Source organism: Kitasatospora sp. NPDC097643 (assembly GCF_040302625.1).
Classification (GTDB): Bacteria; Actinomycetota; Actinomycetes; order Streptomycetales; family Streptomycetaceae; genus Kitasatospora.
In genome coordinates this window covers 1-22,552 of sequence record NZ_JBEOSA010000023.1, presented here as the reverse complement: position 1 = coordinate 22,552, position 22,552 = coordinate 1, and the positions used below count along the sequence as shown (strand labels likewise).

The 22,552-nt window shown below is 73.5% G+C and carries 18 protein-coding genes and 1 pseudogene; 10 read left to right on the top strand and 9 right to left on the bottom strand.

The annotated features are described in order from the left end of the window. Positions 1–120: 120 nt before the first annotated feature. From ABTY15_RS16910 to ABTY15_RS16890, 5 genes are all read right to left on the bottom strand, one after another. Positions 121–1,320, bottom strand: a complete 1,200-nt coding sequence (locus ABTY15_RS16910) for a cytochrome P450 family protein (RefSeq protein ID WP_350588804.1) — start codon at positions 1,318–1,320, stop codon at positions 121–123. Between the two features lie 47 nt (positions 1,321–1,367). Further along, on the bottom strand, positions 1,368–2,042 hold the full coding sequence (locus tag ABTY15_RS16905; protein WP_350588802.1) for a DUF5825 family protein: 675 nt from the start codon (positions 2,040–2,042) through the stop codon (positions 1,368–1,370). Continuing rightward, positions 2,023–3,969 (bottom strand): RiPP maturation radical SAM C-methyltransferase, encoded by a 1,947-nt coding sequence (locus ABTY15_RS16900; RefSeq protein WP_350588799.1) that lies wholly within the window; start codon positions 3,967–3,969, stop codon positions 2,023–2,025. The genes ABTY15_RS16905 and ABTY15_RS16900 overlap by 20 nt, the downstream gene beginning before the upstream one ends. Before the next feature lie 78 nt (positions 3,970–4,047). Beyond that, entirely contained in the window at positions 4,048–4,206 is a 159-nt protein-coding gene (locus ABTY15_RS16895; RefSeq protein ID WP_181970410.1) for a hypothetical protein, read from the bottom strand. Beyond that, entirely contained in the window at positions 4,203–6,104 is a 1,902-nt protein-coding gene (locus tag ABTY15_RS16890) for an alpha/beta hydrolase family protein (RefSeq protein ID WP_350588797.1), read from the bottom strand. The genes ABTY15_RS16895 and ABTY15_RS16890 overlap by 4 nt, the downstream gene beginning before the upstream one ends. Positions 6,105–6,453: 349 nt before the next feature. Between ABTY15_RS16890 and ABTY15_RS16885 the strand changes: the two are divergent. Beyond that, positions 6,454–7,021: pseudogene (locus ABTY15_RS16885) on the top strand (RNA-guided endonuclease InsQ/TnpB family protein); the annotation flags it as partial. Further along, on the top strand, positions 7,020–7,529 hold the full coding sequence (locus tag ABTY15_RS16880) for an FAD-binding oxidoreductase/lyase (RefSeq protein ID WP_350588796.1): 510 nt from the start codon (positions 7,020–7,022) through the stop codon (positions 7,527–7,529). The pseudogene ABTY15_RS16885 and the gene ABTY15_RS16880, both read left to right, overlap by 2 nt. 64 nt (positions 7,530–7,593) lie before the next feature. On the opposite strand, the gene ABTY15_RS16875 is transcribed toward ABTY15_RS16880, so the two are convergent. Then, positions 7,594–8,808, bottom strand: a complete 1,215-nt coding sequence (locus ABTY15_RS16875) for a saccharopine dehydrogenase family protein (protein WP_350588794.1) — start codon at positions 8,806–8,808, stop codon at positions 7,594–7,596. 196 nt (positions 8,809–9,004) lie between these two features. Between ABTY15_RS16875 and ABTY15_RS16870 the strand changes: the two genes are divergently transcribed. From ABTY15_RS16870 to ABTY15_RS16860, 3 genes are read left to right on the top strand one after another with little or no spacing between them, the layout of a single operon-like run. Beyond that, the gene (locus tag ABTY15_RS16870) at positions 9,005–9,391 is read left to right on the top strand and encodes a DUF485 domain-containing protein (RefSeq protein ID WP_350588792.1); all 387 of its coding nucleotides are present in this window, start codon (positions 9,005–9,007) and stop codon (positions 9,389–9,391) included. Further along, entirely contained in the window at positions 9,388–11,130 is a 1,743-nt protein-coding gene (locus ABTY15_RS16865) for a monocarboxylic acid transporter (protein WP_502893523.1), read from the top strand. Before ABTY15_RS16870 ends, ABTY15_RS16865 begins: the two co-directional genes overlap by 4 nt. 3 nt (positions 11,131–11,133) lie before the next feature. After that, complete coding sequence (locus ABTY15_RS16860; RefSeq protein ID WP_350588788.1) at positions 11,134–11,721, top strand: cysteine dioxygenase family protein; 588 nt, start codon at positions 11,134–11,136, stop codon at positions 11,719–11,721. 81 nt (positions 11,722–11,802) lie between these two features. Here ABTY15_RS16860 and ABTY15_RS16855 read toward each other — a convergent pair whose 3' ends face one another. Genes ABTY15_RS16855 through ABTY15_RS16845 form a run of 3 tightly spaced genes read right to left on the bottom strand, consistent with a single transcriptional unit; the run spans position 11,803 to position 15,477 of the window. Then, positions 11,803–14,205, bottom strand: coding sequence for an FtsX-like permease family protein (locus ABTY15_RS16855; RefSeq protein WP_350588787.1), 2,403 nt, complete (start codon positions 14,203–14,205; stop codon positions 11,803–11,805). Positions 14,206–14,209: 4 nt separating this feature from the next. After that, on the bottom strand, positions 14,210–14,977 hold the full coding sequence (locus tag ABTY15_RS16850; RefSeq protein WP_350588786.1) for an ABC transporter ATP-binding protein: 768 nt from the start codon (positions 14,975–14,977) through the stop codon (positions 14,210–14,212). Next, a complete protein-coding gene (locus ABTY15_RS16845; protein ID WP_350588783.1) occupies positions 14,974–15,477 on the bottom strand; it encodes a PadR family transcriptional regulator in 504 nt (167 codons plus the stop codon). The genes ABTY15_RS16850 and ABTY15_RS16845 overlap by 4 nt, the downstream gene beginning before the upstream one ends. A 144-nt stretch (positions 15,478–15,621) precedes the next feature. On the opposite strand from ABTY15_RS16845, the gene ABTY15_RS16840 reads away from it, so the two are divergent. The 5 genes from ABTY15_RS16840 (at position 15,622) to ABTY15_RS16820 (ending at position 22,439) form a co-directional block, all read left to right on the top strand. Next, a complete protein-coding gene (locus ABTY15_RS16840; protein ID WP_350588780.1) occupies positions 15,622–16,941 on the top strand; it encodes an ABC transporter substrate-binding protein in 1,320 nt (439 codons plus the stop codon). A 185-nt stretch (positions 16,942–17,126) separates the two neighbouring features. Continuing rightward, positions 17,127–18,842, top strand: a complete 1,716-nt coding sequence (locus tag ABTY15_RS16835; protein ID WP_350588779.1) for a glycoside hydrolase family 13 protein — start codon at positions 17,127–17,129, stop codon at positions 18,840–18,842. A gap of 32 nt (positions 18,843–18,874) precedes the next feature. Beyond that, positions 18,875–20,203 (top strand): ABC transporter substrate-binding protein, encoded by a 1,329-nt coding sequence (locus tag ABTY15_RS16830; protein ID WP_350588777.1) that lies wholly within the window; start codon positions 18,875–18,877, stop codon positions 20,201–20,203. Positions 20,204–20,208: 5 nt separating this feature from the next. Further along, on the top strand, positions 20,209–21,525 hold the full coding sequence (locus tag ABTY15_RS16825) for a carbohydrate ABC transporter permease (protein ID WP_350588774.1): 1,317 nt from the start codon (positions 20,209–20,211) through the stop codon (positions 21,523–21,525). Continuing rightward, positions 21,522–22,439 (top strand): carbohydrate ABC transporter permease, encoded by a 918-nt coding sequence (locus tag ABTY15_RS16820; protein WP_350588772.1) that lies wholly within the window; start codon positions 21,522–21,524, stop codon positions 22,437–22,439. Before ABTY15_RS16825 ends, ABTY15_RS16820 begins: the two co-directional genes overlap by 4 nt. Positions 22,440–22,552 lie beyond the last annotated feature (113 nt).

Below are 22,552 nucleotides of genomic sequence, written 5' to 3'. Positions count from 1 at the left end.
GCCGCGCCGCCCGTCCCCGCGCCTGTGCCACCCGCGCCCGCGTCGCCCGCGCCGGTGCCATCCGCGCCTGTGCCACCCGCGCCCGCGCCGCCCGGGCTCGCGTCGCCCGCCCTCGTGCTGCTAGCCATCGAGCGAGACCGGCAGCGACTCCAGGCCGCGCAGCATGATCGTGTTGCGCCAGGGCAGGGTCTCCTCCTCGGCGGCCAGCTCGATCCGCGCGAAGCGCTCCAGCAGGCCGGTCAGCGCGACCTCGCTCTCCAGTTTGCCGAGGAAGGAGCCGAGGCACCGGTGCAGGCCCTGCCCGAAGGCCAGGTGGCCCGGATCGCGGCGGTCGAGGATCAGCCGGTCGGGATCGGTGAAGCGGGCCGGGTCCCGGTTGGCCGCGCCGAGCGAGAGCAGCACCAGCTCGTCCGCCGGGATCTCCACGTCGTCGACCATCACGTCGGCGTTGGTGAACCGCAGGGTGGCCATGCTCACCGGGGACTCGTAGCGCAGGAACTCGTCGATCGCGTCCGGCATCGCGGCTGGGTTGGCGCGCAACCAGGCGAGCTGGTCGGGGTGGTGGAGCAGCGCCAGGGTGGCGGTGCCGAGCAGGTTGACGGTGGTCTCGTGGCCGCCGATGAGCAGCAGGAAGACCATCGAGAACACCTCCTGCTCGGTGAGTTCACCGGCGTCACAGGCCTGCACCAGGTCGGTGAGGATGTCCGGGCGCGGCGAGGCGCGCCGGGCCTTCATCAACTCCCGCAGGTAGTCGTTGAGTTCGGCGGTCGCCTGGTCGAAGGTCATGGCGCCGCCCTGGGTGAGGATCGCCGTCGACCAGGTGCGGAAGGCCTGCATGTCCTCCGGGGGGAAGCCCAGCAGCTCGCAGATGATCATGATCGGCAGTGGGAAGGCGAAGTCCGTCACCAGGTCGGCGGTCTCCCGCCCGCGCAGCCCGTCCAGCAGCCCACCGGCGATGCGCTCGACCAGCGGTCGCATCAGATCGACCCGCCGGCGGGTGAAGACGCCCTGGATCAGCCGGCGCAGCCGGGTGTGGTCCGGCGGGTCGCTGTTCAGCATGTGGACGACCTCGGAACCGAGCGTCAGGCCGGCGCCCCGCCCGCTCGCGATGGCCTGGCTTCGGCGGACGTCCTGTCCGAACCGCGGGTCCATCAGCGCGGCCCGGACGTCCTGGTAGCGCGTCACCAGGTAGACCGGCAGGCCCTCGCCGAACTCCACGACGGAGACCGCGCCGGCCTCGCGGATCCGGGCGAGCGTGGGGTAGGGGTCGCGGATGAACGCGGACATCCGCGCGGCGGCGTCGTCGACCGCGGTGGTCATGGCTCTCTCCTCGGACTCGAAACTCTCGCGGCTACGCAGGGACGCCGCTACACCGTCAGCGACGGGAAGGGCCAGCGGCGCACCCGCATGGGCAGGAACCAGGCGCGGCCGGCCTGTTCGGCGATCAGACCGGCCGCGGCGAAGTCCCGGTGGACGGCGTCCGGCAGCAGGCCGACCTCGACGCCCTCGGCCAGCGCGGCCAGCTGCGCCAGGTGGCCCGGCTCGTCGATGGTGAATAGCTCCAGCGTCCCGAACCGGCGGTCGCGCACCTCGACGAAGCCGGGGCCGCGCCGGAAGACGCACTTGCTCGGGTAGTACGTGGCGCGCCAGTCGGCGAGGACGTCCGGTGGGGCACCGGTCAACTGCTCGGGCGGGTAGAGGTGGTGGAACCGGCGCTGGGCCGCGCAGCCGTCCGCGCAGACCGCCTGCCAGAGCACGGCCAGCCCCTGCCCGGTCGCCTCGCGCAGCACCATCAGCGCCCGCGCGGAGGCGGCCGGTGCGTCCGCGCAGAGCCGCACCGGCTCGGTCAGCCGCAGGCAGCGGACCCCGGCGCGGTGCAGCCCGGTGACCTCCGCCTCGGCCGGGCCCGGCAGGGTGCGGTGGCCGAGTGCGAAGCCCGGCAACTCCCGGGCGGCGGGGTCGTAGTCGAGCCAGAGCTCGACCTCCGGGCCGGCCGCGTCCCAGGTGACCGTGTCGGTCCGGTCAGCCGATCGTGACGGCATCGAGCACCCCCTCCTCGGTGTCGGCGGTGTCCTCGGCGCGAGGACGGGCGGCCGCGGAGCCGTGCCGGTGCTGCATCCGCATCAGCACCTGGTTGTCGGACTCGACGGCGACGTGCAGATAGCCGTCCCCGTCGTGGAACAGCAGGCCCAGCGCGGTGAAACGCTCCAGCACCGGCTCGACCGCGGCCGCGCCACCGGGGACCTTGGCGGCCAGTGCGGCGGGCGAGCGGGGCTGGGTCAGCAGCCGGAAGACGGCGAGCTCCACCGGATCGGTCAGCTCGACCACCCGCCAGTCGAAGCCGGGCCGGGTGTTGACGAGCACGATCCGCCCGCCCTCGTCCCGGTGGCTGAGCCGGCTGTCGGGGAACCGCGCGAGCCAGGTGTCCACCGCGGCGCTCAGCCGCTCCGCGAGCCCGCCGCCGATCCCGCGCGGCGGCGCGGTGAACACATAGGCCAGGTCGGCCAGTTCGCGCTCCGGAAGGCGGTAGGTGGCGCGGTACTGGAAGGCCGGCCGGGTGATCGCGAAGCCCAGGTCGGGGCGGTCGAAGTACGGGCTGAACCGCTCGATCGCGATCCGTCCCGCTCCGGTCGGCGGGTCCAGGTGGTGCAGCACCGGCAGTTGGCGGATCACCGACTCGTAGTCGGCCGGCTGCTCGCCGGGGAAGCCGTAGAGGTAGTTCCAGGTCACCGAGACCCCGGCACTCTGCGCGTCCCGCAGCGCACGGACGTTCTGGCAGCCCGTGACTCCCTTGTCCATGATCCGCAGGACCCGGGTGCTCAGGTTCTCGATGCCGGGCTGCACCTGGGCCGCGCCCGAGTCGCCGAGCAGCTGGAACTGGTGGCGGCGCAGGTTGGCCTTGATCTCGAAGTGCAGCCGCAGGTCGACCGGCAGTTCGGCCAGCGACTTCAGGACGGTGTCGAAGTAGCCCATGTCCAGGATGTTGTCGACCACGTAGACGTCCAACAGCTGGTGGCGTTCGGCGAGCGTGAGCACCTCGGCGAGGAAGTCCGCCGGCGGCTTGGAGCGGAACTCCATCGAGGAGCCGTTGAGCCCGCAGAAGGTGCAGTGGTGCTTCTCGCCCCACCAGCAGCCCCGGGAGCCTTCGAGCACCAGCTTGGGATCGACCCAGCCGGCCGCGACGGAGGCGTCGAGCCGCTCGAAGAAGCCGTCGTAGCAGGGCGTCAGGATCGCCGAGGGCGGCAGCGGGCGCTTCGCCATCTCGTTGGCCGTCGACGTCCCGGAGTCGTCGCGCCAGCACAACCCGGGGACGGTGGCGAGCTCGCCGCCTGCGGGGAGAGCCTCAAGGAGGGCCGGGAAGGCGGCCTCGCCCTCGCCGCGCACCACGTAGTCCAGGAAGGGGAAGTTGCGGTGCAGCGCGGCGCCCTGCGGACCGTCGCAGTTCGCGCCGCCGAACACCGTGCGCACCTGCGGGCACCGCTGCTTGAGCAGCCGCGCGGCGGCGAGGCTCGCCGTGTTCTGCTGGAAGGTGGTGGTGAAGCCGACCAAGTCCGGTGGGTCGGCGGCGAGTTCGTCGACCAGCCGGGCGATGAACGCGGGGGCGATCGCGCGGGTGGCCCGGGTCAGGGCGATCTCCTGCTCGCTCGCGCCGCTGGTGGCCAGGTACGCGAAGTAGTCCGCGAACCCGTCGCCGTCGCCGTCACTGCCGTGGTTGTCGCCGTCGTCACCGTACAGCGCACCGGCGAACGCCCAGTCGCCCGCGCCCTGGAAATAGGACTTCTCGGAGAAGTACTGGTAGTCGTCCACGCCGAAGCCCGTGCTCTCGGCCGCCCAGTCCACGAAGTCCAGGTTGGCGTACCGCACTTCGACCTGATGGCCGGCCCGTGCGGCGGCGGTGTGCAGGATCCCGAGCGCCAGCGACGGCACGTCGATCGCGCCCCAGGGCATGTGCAGCAGGACGATACGCATGGTGGCCACTTCTGTTGTCCGCAGGCGGTCGGTGGGGTGTCGCCCCGGGGCACCGCAGCGCCCCGGAGCGACGGAGGGTTACTTCTTCGCTTCCGGCTTCGGCTTCGGCTGCCCCTTGAGGGCAGGCGCGACCGGCGCGGCCTTGGTGATGTCGAGCGCGAAGTTCTGGACCACGACGGCGCCCCGGTCACGCTCCGGGGTGCTGATCGGGTCGTTCTGAATGCTGCGTCGCTTCATGGCTGTTCACCTCCTTCCAGTGGATCGGCGGGTACCCCGGGGCGGTCGCCCCGAGGTGGTCGGGGGAGCGGTGCCGGCCAGGCCTGCTCGGCGAACCGGACCATCGCGGCCAGCACCGATCGGTGGTCGGCGGTCCGGCGGCTGTAGTGGCCGCCGTCCACCCAGAGCAGTTCGTGCGGCACCGCCAGCCGACGCAGGTCCGCGGCGTACCGGGCCACCTGCTCGGGTGGGCACCGCTCGTCGGTCCGCGAGGCGACCAGCAGGACGGGCGAGCGGACCTGGTGCACGTACGAGCGCGGATCGGCGGCGCGGTAGCGCTCGGGAACCTCGTCCGGGGTCCCGCCGAAGAGCTGGCGGTCGAGCTCGCGCAGTGCGGGGGTGGTGGCGCGGTAGGCGGCGGGGTAGTCCGCGATCGGCTGGGCGGCCATGCCGAGCGACCACAACTCCGGCTGCGCGCCCAGCGCCAGCAGGGTCAGGTAGCCGCCCCACGAGAACCCGCACAGGCCGGTGCGCTCCGCGAGCGCCGTACCGTCGGCGACCAGCTCCGCGCGGACGGCGGCCAGGTCCTCGATCTGCGCCAGCCCGACCCGGTGGCCGTACTCGTGCTGCCAGCGGGCACCGTAGCCGGTGGAACCGCGGTAGTTGGTGCGCACCACCGCGTAGCCGTGGCCGACCAGGGCGTTCACCCGCGGGTCGTAGGAGTCCCGGTCGTGGGTGGCGGGGCCGCCGTGGACCAGGAAGAGGGTCGGCCACGGGCCCGGGCCCTCGGGGGTGCTGACGAAGCTGTGGATCCGCCCGTACGGCCGGGGCGTCCAGCGCCGGCTGCGGGAGGTGTCGCCCTGGTCGGGATCGGGGTGGTTCGGGTCGGGGTAGTCCGCCGCCTCCGGGCCGGGGTGCAGGACCAGCGGGCGGGGCGGTGTCGACTCCCGGCTCCAGACGCAGTGCAGGGTGCCGTCCGGGGCGCAGGACAGGTCGTGGATCGTGCCGCCGGGTGTGCTGATCTCCCGGGCGGGCGGGGCTTGTTCGGCCGGCCCCCGGCCGGCCGGCGGGTCGAGGTCGGTCGGGTCGAGGTCGGCGAGGAGCAGTCGGCTCCGCCCGGCCCGCTCGTGCTGGATCAGGACCTCGCGCGGCCCCTGGTACCAGCCGGCCGATATCTGCGAGTCGAACGACAGCCTCGGGTACCTGCGCAGCCCCGTGCTCGCCCGCCAGGTCGCGACGGTGTACTGCTCGTCCTCCTCGACCACCAGCAGCAGCTCCGGTTCGAGTGCCGCGAGCGGGTTGAACTCGATCGGCCAGAGCCGCAGTCGGTGGTTCCCGGCGAGCGGCGGGGGACCGTCTGCCTGAGCGTCCGTCGGCCACAGGACCACGGCGTCGTCCCCGTCCGGCCGCCCGCCGAGGGCGAGTAACCGACCGTCCGGCGACAGGTCGGCCAGGCTCAGGTACCCCGGCGCCGAGCCGATCAGCCGCGCCCGGCCCGCGGGCGGTCCGACGTAGCAGTGCGAGGCGCCGTCGACGCCGACGGCCACCGCCGCGAGCGCGCCCGTCCGGTCGAAGGCGACCCCGTACGCCCGCCCGCGCGGCACGCCGTCCAGCGCCGTGCGGCCCGCGCCGCCCGCGCCGCCCGTGCCGCCCGTGTCACCTCTGCCCGTGCCGCCCACGAAAGGCTCGCGCCGCCACCGCCCCTCCCCGGCGCTGTCGGCGTCGAACCACCAGATGGCCTCGCCGTCCGGCTCGATCTCGCTGAGGTGGACGCCCCCCGGTCGGTCGGTGACCACCCGGCGTTGACCCGTCCTCAGGTCCCAGGCGACCGCCTGCCAGCGCTCCTCGACGAGCCGGGTCTCGACCGCGCGGTCACCGGCGAGCGCGGCGAAGCCGGGGGACTGGAACGCCTGCGTCACGGATCCGCCCTTCCGGCTCGACGATGGGAACAGGCTGCGCTGAACGTTCCGAGGCCAGTGGACCGATGTGAAGGTCCGGTGAACTGGCGTGAAGAAAAAGTCCACTTGTGGAGGATCGCGGCCACTCTAGGGGGGTGCCGTGTCCGCGAACAGACCTTTCGCACGGTTGGCCGAAAGACGGCTGAAGTGAATACCGGCCGGCAGAGGTGTGGATGCGCAGATGACGCGCAGTGGCAGCCTCCGAAGGCGAGCCGGGTGGCCACCGCATCCTGTGCTCTGAACCCTGCTCTGACGTGCAGGTTTGCACCGTCCCGCGCTGTTGTCAGTGCTGCCGTATACCTTGACGTTCATGCAGCTCAGGTACGGCTTTCGCCTCTACCCGAACGGGCCTCAGCGTTCCGCACTGGCCCGTGCTGTCGAAGGCGTTGACGGAGGCGAAGAAGACCCCGGAGCGTTCCTGGCTCGGCGAGGTGTCTGCCGTGGTGTTGCAACAGTCGCTGTGGGACCTGGACGCCGCCTACCGGAACTTCTTCGACGGGTTGAAGGGCAAGCGCCCGCGTATGGGCGTACCGCGCTTCAAGTCGCGGAAGGACAGTCGGCAGGCGATCCGGTTCACCGCCAATGCCCGCTGGTCGATCACCACGGGCGGTGACCTGTCACTGCCGAAGATCGGCGATGTGCGGGTGAAGTGGTCCCGCCGTCTGCCGTCGGTGCCGTCCACGGTGACCGTGGTAATGGACGCCGCCGGACGGTACTTCGCCTCGTTCGTGGTGGAGACCGACCCGGCCAACGACCTGACCCGGATGCCGGAGACGAACGCCGTCGTCGGCATCGACCTGGGGCTGACCCACTTCGCGATCCTCTCCGACGGCACGAAGATCGAATCCCCGCGTTTCCTGCGCCGAGCGGGCCGTCGTGGCCGCCGCGTGGTCGCCGGAGGCCTACGACTGCGACCCGTCCGCGGTCGTCCGCGGCTATGCCGCAGCAGCCCGGGCAGCGGGCGCGCAGCTGGTCACCCACACCCCCGTCACCGCGATGAGCCTGCCGGTCGACACCTATCCGGTCGAACTCCTGCTCACCGGGCCGCCGTCCACGCCGGTCGGCGCCCTCCCGATGACCCTCCACGCCACCACGGGTCTATGGATCCGCAGCTGGCAGGACCGCATCCTGGTCGGCGTGGGACGCCCCCGGCCCGGCGAAGGCCGGAGCGCCTGGTGCGCCCGTGTCGACCGGCAGCTCGGCACCCTCTATCCCGCCCTGGACGGCATCGGCCTGTACCCGGGCTGGAGCGGAGCCTTCGACGCCGGCCCCGGCAACACCGCCCTCATCGGCGCCCACCCCGGCCGCCCGTTCGCGTGGGCGGCCGGGTTCTCCGGCCAGGGCCTGTGCCAGGCCCCGCGGTCGGTGGGATCGTCCGCGACCTGATCGTCAACAGTCGCTCACGGTATGGCAGTTCAGTTCCGCGGTGATCGTCGAGTCGCGGCGGCCGCTACCGGCCGGGGGCGGTCGTCGGCGGCGCGTCCAGCACCCGGAAGGAGATGCCCGCCGCGACCAGCCGGTCGATCAGCGGCCGGCCCATCGCCACCGCCGTGGTCAGCTGCCCCGCCACCGGCGGCAGGTCGTCGTACGCCAGGCAGAGCGCCGACTCGGCCAGCATCTTCACGGTCTCCTGGTAGCCGGGATCGCCCCCGGACACCTCGGTGAGGACGGTCCGCCCGCCCTGCGCCCGCGCCATGAACCGCACCGCGAACCAGGACCGCGCCCGCTGCTCCGGACCGGGCCCGTCGCCGGGCCGGCGCAGCCGCCCCAGCGCCCGGCGCAGCGCTGGCAGTTGGGCGGCGAGGGCGATCGCCGCCACCGCGGCGACCCCGCCGAGGGCGATCGGCAGCCGCCGCACCGCCGCGTAGTGCGCGTAGCCGAAGTCCGGGCCGTACTCGTCCAGTGCGCCGGCCGAGCGGGACACCACCTGCGGGTCGATCGTGGGCAGCGGCACCGCCCAGGCCCGGGCCGCCCGCGACCAGTGCGGCCGGCCGACCGGGGTGCGGACCAGCCGTCCCTTCGGCCGGGGCTCCACCGCGTGGCGCGCCCGGGCGGCCCGGGCCATCGCCCGCGGCCGGGAGAACGCCGTCATCGCCGACGCGAAGGTGCCGCCGGAAACGGTGCCGCCGGCCCGGACGAAGCCCTCGACCGAGACCCGGGCCGCCGGTCCGCCGCGGCGCAGCAGCTCCTCGACGGTGAACAGCACGCCCAGGTCGTGCGGCACCGAGTCGAAGCCGCAGGCGTGCACCAGCCGCGCGCCGGTGGCCACCGCCCGCTCGTGGTGCCGGAGGTACATCCGGTCGACGAACTCCGGCTCGCCGGTGAGGTCCACGTAGTCGGTGCCGCGGTCCGCGCAGGCCGCGACCAGCGGCTCGCCGTGCCGCAGGTACGGGCCGACCGTGGAGATCACCACCCGGGCCGAGGCGGCCACGGCGCGCAGCGCCTCGCCGTCCGCGGCGTCCGCGACCAGCAGCGGGAGGTCGGCGCAGCGCGGGTCGATCCGCGCCAGCCGCGCCCGGACGGCGGCGAGCCTGCGCTCGTCCCGTCCGGCGAGGGCCCAGCGGCAGCCCTCGGGCGCGGCCCGGGCCAGGTACTCGGCGGTGAGCCCGCCGGTGAACCCGGTGGCACCGAACAGGACGAGGTCGTACGGGCGGGGCTCGGCCATCAGCAGTCCCTACGTGCGGGGTGATCGACTGCGTCACGCTAGGAGCCCGTCGTGGCACTGTCAACGCTCCCGGCCCGGGCCCCGCGCGCCCGGCCCACCTGGGGCGCGGCCTCGTCGACCGCGCGTTGATCGGTTGTCTACCAGGGACTCCTACGGTCGGGACCCGGCAAGTTCCGCACTGCTCCGAAGGATTCCCATGATCGACCCGTCCGCGTCGTCGCGCGGTGACACACCCTGGATCGGCGACGATCCGCGCTTCGCCGAGTTGCGCGCCGCCTACCGCAGGTTCGTGTTCCCGGTGACGGCGGCGTTCCTGCTCTGGTTCCTGACGTACGTCCTCTGCTCGGCCTACGCCCGCGGCTTCATGGCGGCCAAGGTCGTCGGGAACGTCAACGTCGCCCTGGTCTTCGGACTGCTCCAGTTCGTCTCGACCTTCGGCATCGCGCTGGCCTACGGCCGGTTCGCGGCCCGGCGGCTGGACCCGCTGGCCGCGGCCCTGCGGAGCGCGGCGGCATCCCATCCGATCGTCCCGGCCCCGGTCGGCCGCGGCGGCGACCAGGAACTGACGGAGAAGCAGGCATGACACACGCCATGACACAGCACCTTCCGCTGGCTGCGGCGACGGCGCAGTCGGCCTCGAACAAGGGCCTGACCATCGGCCTGTTCGTCGCCCTGGTGGCGGTGACCCTGGTGATCACCCTGTGGGCCCGGCGGAGCACCCGGGGCACCGGCGGCTTCTACACCGGCGGCGGCCAGTTCTCCGCGCTGCAGAACGGGATCGCGATCTCGGGCGACTACCTGTCCGCGGCCTCCTTCCTCGGCATCGCCGGGCTGATCGCGCTCAACGGCTACGACGGCTTCCTCTACTCGATCGGCTTCCTGGTCGCCTGGCTGGTCGCGCTGCTGCTGGTCGCCGAACTGCTGCGCAACACCGGGCGGTTCACCATGGCCGACGTGCTGGCCGCACGGCTGCGCAGCGGGCCGATGCGGACCGCCGCGGGCGTGTCGACCATCGTGGTCTCGATCTTCTACCTGATCGCGCAGATGGTCGGCGCGGCGACCATCGTGGGGCAGCTGCTCGACGTCAAGGGCGCCTCCGCGCAGATCTGGACCATCGTCGGGGTCGGTGCCCTGATGATCGTCTACGTCGTGGTCGGCGGGATGAAGGGCACCACCTGGGTGCAGATCGTCAAGGCGGTGCTGCTGATCGCCGGCGCGGCCACGATGACCCTGTGGGTGCTGGCGAAGTACGGGTTCGACCTCAGCCACCTGCTCGGGGACGCCGCCACGGCGTCCAAGAAGGGCGACGCCTTCCTCCAGCCCGGCCTGAAGTACGGGGCGACCGACGGCTGGTCGAAGCTCGACCTGGTCAGCCTCGGCACCGCCCTGGTGCTGGGCACCGCCGCGCTCCCGCACGTGCTGGTCCGCTTCTACACCGTCCCGACCGGCCGGGACGCGCGCAAGTCGGTGAACTGGGCGATCGGCATCATCGGGGTGTTCTACCTGATGACCCTGGTGCTCGGCTTCGGCGCGGCCGCGCTGGTCGGCACGGCGACGATCAAGGAGAAGGACCCGTCCGGCAACACCGCCGCCACCCTGCTGGCCGAGCATCTCGGCGGCGGCGCGGGCACCACCGGCGGCTCGCTGATGCTCGCCTTCATCGCGGCGGTGGCGTTCGCCACCATCCTCGCGGTGGTTGCCGGGCTGACCCTGACCTCGTCCTCGTCGTTCGCCCATGACCTGTACGCCAGCGTCATCCGCAAGGGCAAGGCCACGGAGCGGCAGGAGCTGGTCACGGCGAAGGTCGCCGCCGTGGTCATCGGCGCGGTCGCGGTCGCCCTGTCGATCTTCGCCAGGGACCTCAACGTGGCGTTCCTGGTCGCCCTGGCCTTCGCGATCGCGGCCTCGGCCAACCTGCCGGCGATCCTGCTGACCCTGTTCTGGAAGCGCTTCACCACCTTCGGCGCCAAGTGCGGCATCTACGCGGGCCTGATCAGCTCGATCGGCCTGGTGCTGCTCTCGCCGATCTGCTGGGGCGGCGCGAGCGGCACGGTCCACGCGGTGAAGCTGACGGCCGCCCAGGCGAAGGACTGCGGGGTGGCGGCGTCCAGCAAGCAGGTCGGCAACGCCACCGCGCTGATCTCCTGCACCACCACCGCGCCGATCCCGTTGCAGAACCCGGGCATCGTTTCGATCCCGGTCGGGTTCGCGGCCGCGGTCCTCGGCTCCCTGGTCGGCAGCCGCCGCCGTCGCGACGAGGACCCGGACCGGCGCAGCTTCGAGGAGCTCGAGGTCCGCGCGCTCACCGGAGTGGGGCGGTAGACCGTGCGACCGGGCTCCAACCTCGACGAGTTCCTCTCCGACCTCGCGCGCTACGCCGCGGCGGACGTCCTGACCGCCCAGCTCACCGCGGACACCCTGCGCAAGTACCTGCGGGCCGGGCTGATCGTGCCCGAGGACCTGTGCGCCGGTGACACCGACGGCTACGCGCAGCGGCTGCTGCACGCCGGACGGACCCACTCCGTGGTGGCCCTGACCTGGCTGCCCGGGCAGTCCACCCCGATCCACGACCACGTCTCCTGGTGCGTGTCGGGTGTGGTGGAGGGCGTCGAGGTGGACGAGGCGTACCGGCTGTGGCGGCTGCCCAGGTCGCGCCGCAGGGTGCTGGCACCGTACGCCCGGACCACCTGTTCGCCCGGCCGGGTGCAGCTCCTGGTGCCGCCCGACGAGGACATCCACCGGGTGTCGAACGGCGGCACCGGCCGGGCGGTCTCGCTGCACGTCTACGGCGCCGACATCTCGCTGACCGGGGGCAGCTCGATCAACCGGGTCTTCGGCCAGGAGGTCGTGGACCGCCCACCGGCCGGCGCCCGCCTGCTGAGCTGGCGGAGCCCGGACGACCTGGCCGGGTGACCGACCCGCCGGGATGCCGTCGGCATCCCGGCATCCCGGCATTCCGGCGTCCGGCGGCCGCGTCCGCACCGGTCCACCGCCCTACCGGCCGGTGCCGTCCGGGGCGCGGGCGGGCGGCGGGATGCGCAGCACCGGGAGCGCGCAGAGCGCGGCCGCGGTGGTGGCGCAGACGGCGGCCATGGCGAGGACCGTCCAGACGGACGGGCCGCGGGCGATGCCGTCGCCGATGCCGCCCAGCCGGCCCTGGTGGTCGATCAGCCGACGGACCAGGGGGATGGCGACGACCGAGCCGACGGCGACCGTGGCCAGGGCGATGACGGTGCCGCGGACGGCCAGCACGACGGCGCACTGGCCCGGGGTCAGGCCGATCGCCCGGAGCAGTCCGAGGTCCCGGCGGCGTTCGTGGAAGCCGGCCGCGGCCGTGGTCAGCAGGTCCACCACGCAGATCAGGGCGAGCAGGAGCAGCAGCCCGACGACGCTGGCCCGCAGGGCGCCCGGCCGGGTGACCGGGCCGGGCGGGACGCGGAGTTCCACCTGGCCGGCGAGGCCGGCGCGGGTGGGGAGGTCGCGCTGGACCGCGGCCGGGTCGTGGCCGGGGCGCAGGGCCAGCTGCCAGAAGTCGGGGCGGGTGGGGTCACCGGGCCGGTCGAGCGTGTCGAAGCCGGTGGACAGGACGCGGCCGCCGTGTTCGGGTTCGAGGTCGCGTCCGACGATGTGCAGGATGCGCGGGGTGCCGCCGGAGGTGACCCGGACCCACTGGCCGACCCGGGCGCCGAGCAGGTCGAGGGCGCCCTGTCCGGCGACCGCCTCGTCGGTGGCGCGGATCGCCCGGCCCTCGACGACGGTCCAGGGGTACGGCGCGTCGGTGGTGCCGACGGCCCGCAGGGTCAGCGTCGCGGACTGGCCGGGAGTGAGGGCCTGGATCTCGGCGCCCGGGTAGACGCCCCGCACGGCGGGGTCGGCGGCCAGGGCGCCGACGAGCCGCGCGTCCCCGGCAGACTGCGCGTCCCCGGCCGGCTGCGCCGGTCCGGTCCGGCGGGCGGTGACGGACGGCACCGTGACCCCGCCGTCGGGCCCGGTGACGGCGTCGAGGGTGGCCCAGGTGCTCAGGGCCAGGGTGGCGGCGACCACCGGGACGGTCAGCCGGACGGCGCTCACCAGCAGGTCCGAGCGTCGGCGCAGGACGCTGCCGAGTCCGAGCACGAGGGCCGGTGGCAGCCATCGGAGCAGGCCGATCCGGACCGGCCGGGCGGTCATGGCGGGCGGCCGGGTGCCGTCCGTCGGAGGGACGGGGGCGACCCTGGCGGCGCGCAGCGCGGGCAGGGCGGCGGCGGCCCCGATCGCGAGGAGCGCGGCGGCGACGACGGCGCCGGTGGTCGCCGTGCCGCCGGGGACGAGCCCGTGGAGCGCGTCGGTCCCGCCGCCGAGGGCGGGCACGAGGTGTGCGGCGATCGCCGCACCGCCGGCGCCGAGCAGGACTCCGGTGCCGGCCAGTAGGAGCTGTTCGGCGATGAACATCCAGGCGACCTGGCCGGCGGTGAACCCGAGCGCCTTGAGCAGGGCGATGTCGCCGGTCCTGGCCCTGATCCGCCCGCCGGCCGCGCCGGCCACCGCGAGGGCGGCGGAGAGCAGGGCGGCCAGTCCGCTGAGCCCGAGGAGCAGTCCGGCGAGCCGGTTGTCCTGCTGCCGGGCGGCCCGCGCGTCCAGCCAGGTGGTGATCCGGGAGACCCGCTCGGCCCCGAGCGCGCTGACCACCCGCTGGGCCGTGTACCCGGCGTCGGAGGGGCGGGCCAGGCGCAGGCCGAGGGTCAGGCCCTGCGCCGCCCGGTCCGGCTGGACCAGGTCGAGGGTGGCGGGCAGGGTCCAGCCGAGGTCGTAGCCCGCGGCCTGGCTGGGCAGCTGGTCGGGGCTGTCGGCGATGCCGAGGACCCGCAGTTCGACGGGGGCGCCGTGGCTGTCGAGGACGGTCAGGCGGTCCCCGGGGCGGGCCCAGACGGCGTCGGCCGCGGACTGTTCGAGCACGATGCCGTGGACGTCGGCGGGGTCCAGCCAGGCCCCGGACCGCAGCAGCGGGCGGGCCGCCCCCGGGGTGTCGCCGCGCAGCACCAGCGTGGTGCGGTCGGTGCGGTCCGCCGCGCCGGGGGGCGCGGCTGCGTCGGCGCGCCGCCCGACCAGGGTGGTCTCGGCCGTGTGCTGGGGAGGCGACACCGTGAGCACGCCGGGTTCGCGGGCGAGCACGGCGGCCGACGGCTCGTCGGCACCGACCGGCGCCGGGGCGGCGGCCGCGGACGGGCGCAGGTCGATCCTGATGTCGGGCGATCCGGCGGCCCGGAACTGCCGTTGCCACGGGTCGGCAGCGGCGCCGAGCAGCGCGCCGGCGAGCAGCAGGGCGGCGACGGTGCCGCCGGTGGCGAGGACGATCAGCAGGGCGTGGACGCGGTGCGAGCGCAGGTCGGCCCGGATCCAGCGGAGGAGCGCGCGCACCCGCTCACCCGCCGAAGTCGATGACGTCGCGGACCCCGTTGGCACTGCGCCAGGCGGCCGGGGGCTCCTCCACCCGGGCGTCGTCGGCGATCCGGCCGTCGAAGAGGCTGACGACCCGGTCGGCGGTGCTCGCCGCCCGGGCGTCGTGGGTGACCAGCACGATGGTGGTGCCCTGTTCGTGGTAGCGGCTGAGCAGGGCGAGGACGTCGCGGGTGCTGCGGCTGTCCAGGTTCCCGGTCGGCTCGTCGGCGAGGAGCAGCTGGGGCCGGTTCACCAGCGCGCGGGCCAGGGCGACCCGCTGGCGCTCGCCGCCGGAGAGCTCCCCGGGCCCGGCGGCGGCCTTGTGCGCGAGGCCGAGGTCGGTCAGCAGTTCCTCGCGGCGTTCCCGGGCGGTGCGGGCGGACATGCCCGCGAGCACCGCGGTCAGTTCGATGTTGTCGGCGACGGAGAAGTCGGGCAGCAGGTTGCCGCTCTGGAAGACGATGCCGTACTGGCGCCGGCGCAGCCGGGCCCAGGCGGCCTCCCGGAGCCGGTCGACCCGGCGGCCGTCGAGCCACAGCTCGCCCTCGTCGGGCCGCAGCAGACCGCCGAGGAGGTGCAGCAGGGTGGACTTGCCGGCGCCCGAGGGGCCGGTGACGGCGACGAACTCGCCCCGGTCGATCCGCAGGCTCACGCCGCGGACCGCGGGTATCAGGGTCGAACCGCTCAGGTGCGAGCGCACCAGGGCGTCGGCGGCCAGCAGCGGCGGCGGGGTCGGCTCCGCGCCGGTCATGTGAGTTCCTCCTGGCAACGCTCCAGCCAGTCGAGGTCGGCCTGCAAGTGCAGGACGGCGCCCTCGATCAGCAGCAGCGAGGTCCGGTTGCCGCGCTCGGTGGCGGCCAGCTTGTTGAGTCCGCGCATCATGTTGAGGCAGTGCCGGCGCTGGTTGTTGATCAGTGTCAGCTGGTCGGCGAGGTCGGTGCCTTCGGCCAGGATGAGCTTCATGAAGAACTCGTCCCTGACCCGGGGCCCCTCGGTCGGTGCCTCGAACCAGCCGGCGAGTTCCTCGGTGCCCTTCTCCGTGATCTCGTAGACCTTCTTGTCCGGTCTGCCCTCCTGCGCCACCTCGGTGCCGCGGATCAGTCCGGACTTCTCCAGTCGGCTCAGGGTCACGTAGATCTGGCCGATGTTCGGCTGAGGGTACGCCGCGCCGAAGGTCTGCTCAAGCCCCTGCTTGAGCTCGTACCCGTAGGCGGGCTGCCGGGCCAGCAGCGCCAGCAGCTGATGGCGCACCGGGCGTCACCTCTTCCTTCTCGTCCGTCATCGCTGGTTACACCTCGGTCACACAGTACGGGCAGGTGGGCACCGGTCAGCAGGGAGGCCGTATAAAGGGACGTGCGTCGGCGCCCACCCGTGCCGGCGGACCGAAGGAGCTCCATGGAAGACCGGCCGCCCACCGGGCCCGACCCGGAGCGTGTCCCGAGCCGTCGGCGCGTGACGCGCGCGCTGGTGGGCGGGGCGGCGGTGCTCGCGGCCGGGGGAGCGTCGGCCTGGTACGGCCTGGCGGGGCGCTCGGAGGCGGCGGGCGACCCGGACGCCGTCGGGCCGGTGACGCTGGCCACCGGCCGGGACACCACGCGCTACCTGCGCGGGCTGCTGGCCGACTGGAACGCCGAGCACCCGGACCAGCCCGCCGAGCTGGTCGAGCTGCCCGAGGCGGCGGACGAGGTGCACGCCCAGCTGGCCGGGGAGTTGTCGGCCGGCGGCAGCCGGTTCGACGTGCTCAACCTCGACGTGGTGTGGACGGCCGAGTTCGCGGCCCGGCGCTGGACGGCGCCGCTGGACGAGTCGGACTTCGCGCTGGACGGCTTCCTGCCGCCGGTCGTCCGCACCGGCCGCTACGACGGGCGGCTGTACGCGGTGCCGTTCGTCGCCAACGCCGCCCTGCTGTACTACCGCAGCGACGTGCTGGCCGCCGCCGGCGAGCAGCCGCCCACCACCTGGGACGAACTGGCGCGGCAGGCGCGGACCTTGGCCCCCGCACACGGGATGGCCGGGTACGCGGGCCAGCTCAGCCCGTACGAGGGGCTCGCCGTCAACGCGCTGGAGGCGATCCGCTCGGCCGGCGGGGACCTGCTGGCCGGCGACGGATCGGTGGTGGTCGACAGCCCGCAGGCCCGCGCCGGGCTGGAGTTCCTGGCCGGGGGCGTGCGCGACGGCTGGATCCCGCCCGAGGTGCTCGGCTACCAGGAGGAGGAGTCCCGCGCGGCGTTCGGCCGCGGCGGCCTGCTGTTCCTGCGGAACTGGCCGTACGTCTACCACGAGGTGACGGCCGCCGGTTCGCCGGTGGCGGGGCGGTTCGGCGTGGTGCCGCTGCCCGGCCCGCACGGGCCCGGCAGCGGTGTGCTGGGCGGGTCGGGGCTGGCGGTCAGCCGGTTCTCCCGGCACCAGCGCACCGCTCGGGCGCTGATCGGCTACCTGACGAGCCGGCGGGCGCAGTACCGCGTGCTGACCGAGGGCGGGCTGCCGCCGGTCCTGGCCGACCTCTACGCGGATCCGGAGCTGATCGCCCGGTTCCCGTACCTGCCCGTGCTGCGCACGGCGATCCTGGCGGCCGGGGCGCGCCCCGGCGTCCCGCAGTACCAGCAGTTGAGCCTCGCGTTCAGCGAGACGGCGTTCGAGGTGGTGTCGGGCCGTCGGACCGCCGATGCGGCGCTGCCCCGGCTGGCCGCCGACCTGCGCGCCATCGTCGGCTGAGCCGACGCCTGCCGCGGTGCCCGCCCCTTCCTCTCGGCGGCTACCTGCCAGTACCTAACATGTATCTATCCATGGCAGGGCGCTTCATCGCGTAGCTCCTGGGAAACCTCAGCAAACAAGCACTTAACAGCGGACGTCTCTGCCTGCTATACCTAACGCGAATGCATAACCGTTGGAGTAGCGAGATGCCCAACCCCACCCTCCCCGACGGCGACGCGGTCACCCTGCCGCGCGCTCGTTCGCACACCCCCACCACCCCCACCACCACCCCCGCCGCCCGTGCCTGGTGGCGCGACGCCGTGATCTACCAGATCTACGTGCGCAGCTTCCGGGACACCGACGGCGACGGCGTCGGCGACCTCGCCGGTGTCCGGGAGAAGCTGCACCACGTGCGGCAGCTGGGCGCCGACGGCGTCTGGCTCAACCCGTTCTACGTCTCACCGCAGCACGACCACGGCTACGACATCGCCGACCACTGCGCCGTCGACCCGGTCTACGGAGACCTCGCCGAGTTCGACCGCCTGGTGACGGACTGCCGGCTGCTCGGCCTCAAGCTGGTCCTGGACGTCGTCCCCAACCACTGTTCCAGTGACCACCCGTGGTTCCAGAAGGCGCTGGCCAACGGCCCGGGCAGCCCCGAGCGGGCGCGGTTCCACTTCGCCGACGGGCGCGGCGAGGGCGGGCAGTTGCCACCCAACAACTGGCGGGCCATGTTCGGCGGCCCGGCCTGGAGCCGGGTCGTCGAGCCCGACGGCCGGCCCGGTCAGTGGTACCTCCACCTGTTCACCCCGGAACAGCCGGACTTCAACTGGCGCCACCCCGACGTCGCCGCCCACTTCGAGGAGGTGCTGCGGTTCTGGCTGGACCGCGGCGTGGACGGCTTCCGGATCGACGTGGCGGCCGGGCTCTTCAAGCACCCGGAGCTGCCGGACTCGCCCGACCCGGACGTGGACGAGCGCACCCGCGACTCGGTCAACCCGCTGGCCTGGAACCAGCCCGAGGTGCACGGGATCTGGCGCCGGTGGCGGGCGCTCTGCGAGGAGTACACCGCCCGCGACGGACGCCAGCGGCTGCTGGTCGGCGAGGCCTCGGTGCCCACGCCGGCGGAGCAGGCGCTGTACGTGCGCCCCGACGAACTGCACCAGGCCTTCTTCTTCCACCTGCTGCACGCCCCGTGGGACCTCGCGCACTTCCACCGGGTCATCGACGACGCCGTGCGGGACATCACCGCCACCGGGTCCACGGTCACCTGGGTGCTCAACAACCACGACCAGGTCCGTACGGTGAGCCGGTTCGCGGGGGAGGGCCCGGCCACCGGCCCCGCCCGGGCCAGGGCGGCCGCCCTGCTGATGCTGGCGCTGCCCGGTGCCGCCTACATCTACCAGGGCGAGGAGTTCGGACTGCCCGAAGTCCTCGACCTGCCGGACGAGTTGATCACCGATCCGATCTTCCACCGCACCGGCAGCCGGACCGGGATCCGGGACGGTTGCCGGATCCCCCTGCCCTGGTCCGGCACCGAGGCCCCGTTCGGGTTCAGCCCGTCGGAGAGCCCGGCCGCCCCCTGGCTGCCGCAGCCGGACTCCTTCGCCGCCCACACCGCCGAGCGGCAGCGGGCCGACGCCGGATCCGTGTACCACCTGTACCGCACCGCCCTGCAACTGCGCCGGGAACTCCCGCAGCTCGGCGAGGGCACGCTGCGGTGGCTGGAGACCCCGCCCGGCGTCCTCACGTTCGTCCGCGGCGAGGGCCTGGTGTGCGCGGTCAACTTCGGCGACACCCCCGCGCCGGCCCCGGTCGCCGGGCCGCCCCTGCTGGCCAGCGGCCCGTGCGATGGCGGCGTCCTGCCGCCCGCCACCGCCGCCTGGTGGATCAACTCCACCTCCACCGACCGCAGTTCGTGAACCACCACCCACCTCACGAAGGAGACCCGACGATGCGACTCCGCAGCATCCTCCCCACCCTGGCCACCTCCGTCGTCCTGGCCGCCACCGCGACCGCCTGCGGCAGCGGCGGTGGCGGCAGCGCCGCCGACTCCGCCACCCAGGAGCTCAAGGGACAGACCCTGACCGTCGCCGCCGTCTGGAGCGGCACCGAGCAGGCGAACTTCAAGAAGGTGCTGGACGCCTTCACCGCGAAGACCGGCGCCACCGTCAGCTACACCTCCACCGGCGACAACCTCTCCACCGTGGTCGGCAGCAAGATCGAGGGCGGCGACCCGATGGACGTGGTCATGGTCGCCCAGCCCGGCGTGATCAAGCAGTTCGCCGACAAGGGCTGGCTTGCTCCGCTCGCGCCCGCCGTCACCGACGCCGCGAAGAAGAACTACGCCGGCATCTGGTCCAGCCTCGGCACCGTCAACGGCACCCAGTACGGCCTCTACTTCAAGGCCGCCGACAAGTCGACCGTCTGGTACAGCCCCACCGCCTTCCAGAACGCCGGGGTGCAGCCCCCGGCCACCTTCGACGACCTGCTCAAGGCCGGCCGGGCGCTCTCCGACTCCGGCACCCCGGCCTTCTCGGTCGCCGGTCAGGCCGGCTGGCCGCTCACCGACTGGTTCGAGAACGTCTACCTGTCCCAGGCCGGCCCCGAGATGTACGACAAGCTCACCCGGCACGAGATCCCGTGGACCGACCCGTCGGTCGTCAAGGCCCTGACCACCCTCGGCATGGTCTTCGGCGACAAGCAGCTCGTCGCGGGCGGCGGGCAGGGCGCCCTCCAGACCGACTTCCCGACCTCCGTCCAGCAGGTCTTCGGTGCCCAGCCCAAGGCCGCCATGACCTACGAGGGCGACTTCGTCGGCGGGGTGCTCGCCTCCGAGCTGAAGAAGCAGGTCGGTACCGACGCCAAGGTGTTCCCCTTCCCCGCGGTGGACGGCGGCAAGGCCCCGGTGGTGGGCGCCGGCGACGCGGCGGTCGTCCTCAAGGGCGCCAAGCACACCGAGGCCGCGCAGAAGTTCGTCGAGTTCCTGGCCGGCCCCGAGGCCGCGGCCGTCTGGGCCAAGGCCGGCGGCTTCATCTCGCCCAACAAGGCCGTCGACCTGGCCGGCTACCCCGACGACACCACCCGGCAGTTCGCCAAGTCGGTGATCGACGCCGGCGACGCGTTCCGCTTCGACATGTCGGACCAGACACCCGCCGCGTTCGGCGGCACCGCCGGTCAGGGCGAGTGGAAGGACCTCCAGGACTTCCTCGCCAACCCCTCCGACGCCCAGGGCGCCGCGGCCAGGCTCGAGGCCGACGCGGCCAAGGCGTACAAGGGCTGATCCACATGTCTCTGCGCTCACCCCGCAGGGACCGGGCATCCGGTGGCGCCCTCCGGCGCCACCGGGGCCTCGCCCTGCTCTTCGTCCTGCCCACCCTGCTGCTGCTCGGCGCGCTCGTCGTCTACCCGATCGGCTTCTCGGTGGCGCGCAGCCTCTTCGACGCCTCCGGCCACCGCTTCGTCGGGCTCGACAACTACGGCACCGCCTTCACCGACCACGCCACCCTCACCGCCGTGCGCAACAACGCGATCTGGGTCGCCGTCGCCCCGGCGCTGGTGACCGCGGTCGGCCTGGTGTTCGCGGTGCTGGCCGAGAAGATCCGCTGGGCCACCGCGTTCAAGCTGCTCGTCTTCATGCCGATGGCGATCTCCTTCCTCGCCGCCGGGATCATCTTCCGCACGGTGTACGACGCGGACCCGCAGCGCGGCGTGCTGAACGCCGCCGCGGTCGCCGTCCACGACACCTTCGACGACCGGCCGACCTACCCGGGCGCCCACCCGCGCCCCGGCGGCGGCCTCGACCAGGCCCAGGGCGGCGACGTCAGGGCGCCGGCCGCCACCCGCGTGGTGCTGCTGCCGCTGGTCGGCGTGCAGCCCGGCGCGCTCCCGGCCACCGCCCGGCCGGCCCAGGCGCCGGCCGCCGGCGACGACGGGGTCAGTGGCACGGTCTTCCTGGACTTCGTCCCGGGCGGCGGCGGCCACCCCGGACAGTTGGACGCCGAAAAGAAGGGCCTGCCCGGCATCGAGGTCCAACTCCGGGACGGCGACCGGACGATCGCCACCACGACCACGGCCGGGGACGGCACCTTCCGGTTCTCCGCGGCCCCGTCCGCCACCGCCTCGGTGGTCCTGCCGGCCGCCGACTTCGCCGCCCCCTACCGCGGCGTCGACTGGCTCGGACCGGCCTTCGTCACCCCCGCCATCATCGGCGCCTACACGTGGATCTGGGCCGGCTTCGCCATGGTCGTCATCGCCGGCGGCCTGGCCAACCTGCCGCGCGAGACCATCGAGGCGGCCCGGCTCGACGGCGCCGGCGAGTGGCAGATCTTCCGCCGCATCACCGTGCCCCAACTCGCCCCGGTCCTCGGCGTCGTGTTCATCACCATGGTCATCAACGTGATGAAGATCTTCGACCTCGTGTACATCATCGCGCCCGGGCCGGTGCAGCAGGATGCCAGCGTGCTCGCGCTCCGGCTCTACCTGGTCTCCTTCGGCGGCGGCAACGACCAGGGCCTCGGCAGCGCCCTGAGCGTCCTGCTGCTGCTCCTGGTCGTCCCGGTGATGCTGCTCAACGTCCGACGCTTCCGAGGGAGCCGCGCATGACCACCACCCAGGCGGCTCCGGCCGCCGCCACCACCACCGCGCCGGTGCCCACCGGTCGGCCCGCCGTTCCGCTCACCGCCCGGCTCGCCGCCCTCACCCGCAGCGGCGTCGTCCAGGCCGTGCTGATCGTGGCGGCCGTCGCCTGGCTGGTGCCCACCGTCGGCCTGCTGGTCTCCTCGCTGCGGCCCAAGCAGCTCGCCGCCACCGGCGGCTGGTGGACGGCGCTGACCGACCCCGCCCAGCTCACCCTGCAGAACTACACCGCGCTGCTCGGCGGCGGCGACGTCCCCAAGGCGCTGTGGAACACCGTGCTCATCAGCGTCCCGGCGACCCTGCTGACCGTCGCGCTCGCCGCGGGCGCCGGGTACGCCTTCGCCTGGATGCGATTCCCCGGCCGGGACGCCGTCTTCCTCGGCGTGGTCGGGCTGCTGGTGGTGCCGGTCCAGGTCGGTCTCATCCCGGTCGCCAAACTGGAGGGCGCCGTCGGGCTGTTCGGCACCATCCCCGGCGTGGTGCTGTTCCACGTCGGCTACGGACTGCCGTTCGCGGTGTTCCTGATGCGCAACCACTTCCTGGAGATCCCCGCGGAACTCCTGGAGGCGGCCCGGGTGGACGGCTGCGGGGAATGGCGGATCTTCCGCACCCTCGCGCTGCCGCTCGCCGCGCCGGCCGTCGCCTCGCTCTGCATCTTCCAGTTCCTCTGGGTCTGGAACGACATGCTGGTCGCGCTGATCTTCGCCGGCAACGACTCACAGCCGCTGACCGTCTACCTCCAGTCCCAGATGCGGCAGTTCGGCAGCAACATGGACATCCTCGCGCCCGGCGCGTTCCTGTCGCTGGTGGTCCCGGTGGCGGTCTTCCTCTGCTTCCAGCGGTTCTTCGTCCAGGGAGCGATGGCCGGATCCGTGAAGTGACGGTCGGCGGGGGTGCCCGGCGCGCTGGGACGCGTGCCGCCAGTCCGATGCCGCGGTTGGCGCCGGTGATGAAGACGGAGCGTGACATGGTTCGTGTGTCGCCTTTCGTGGGG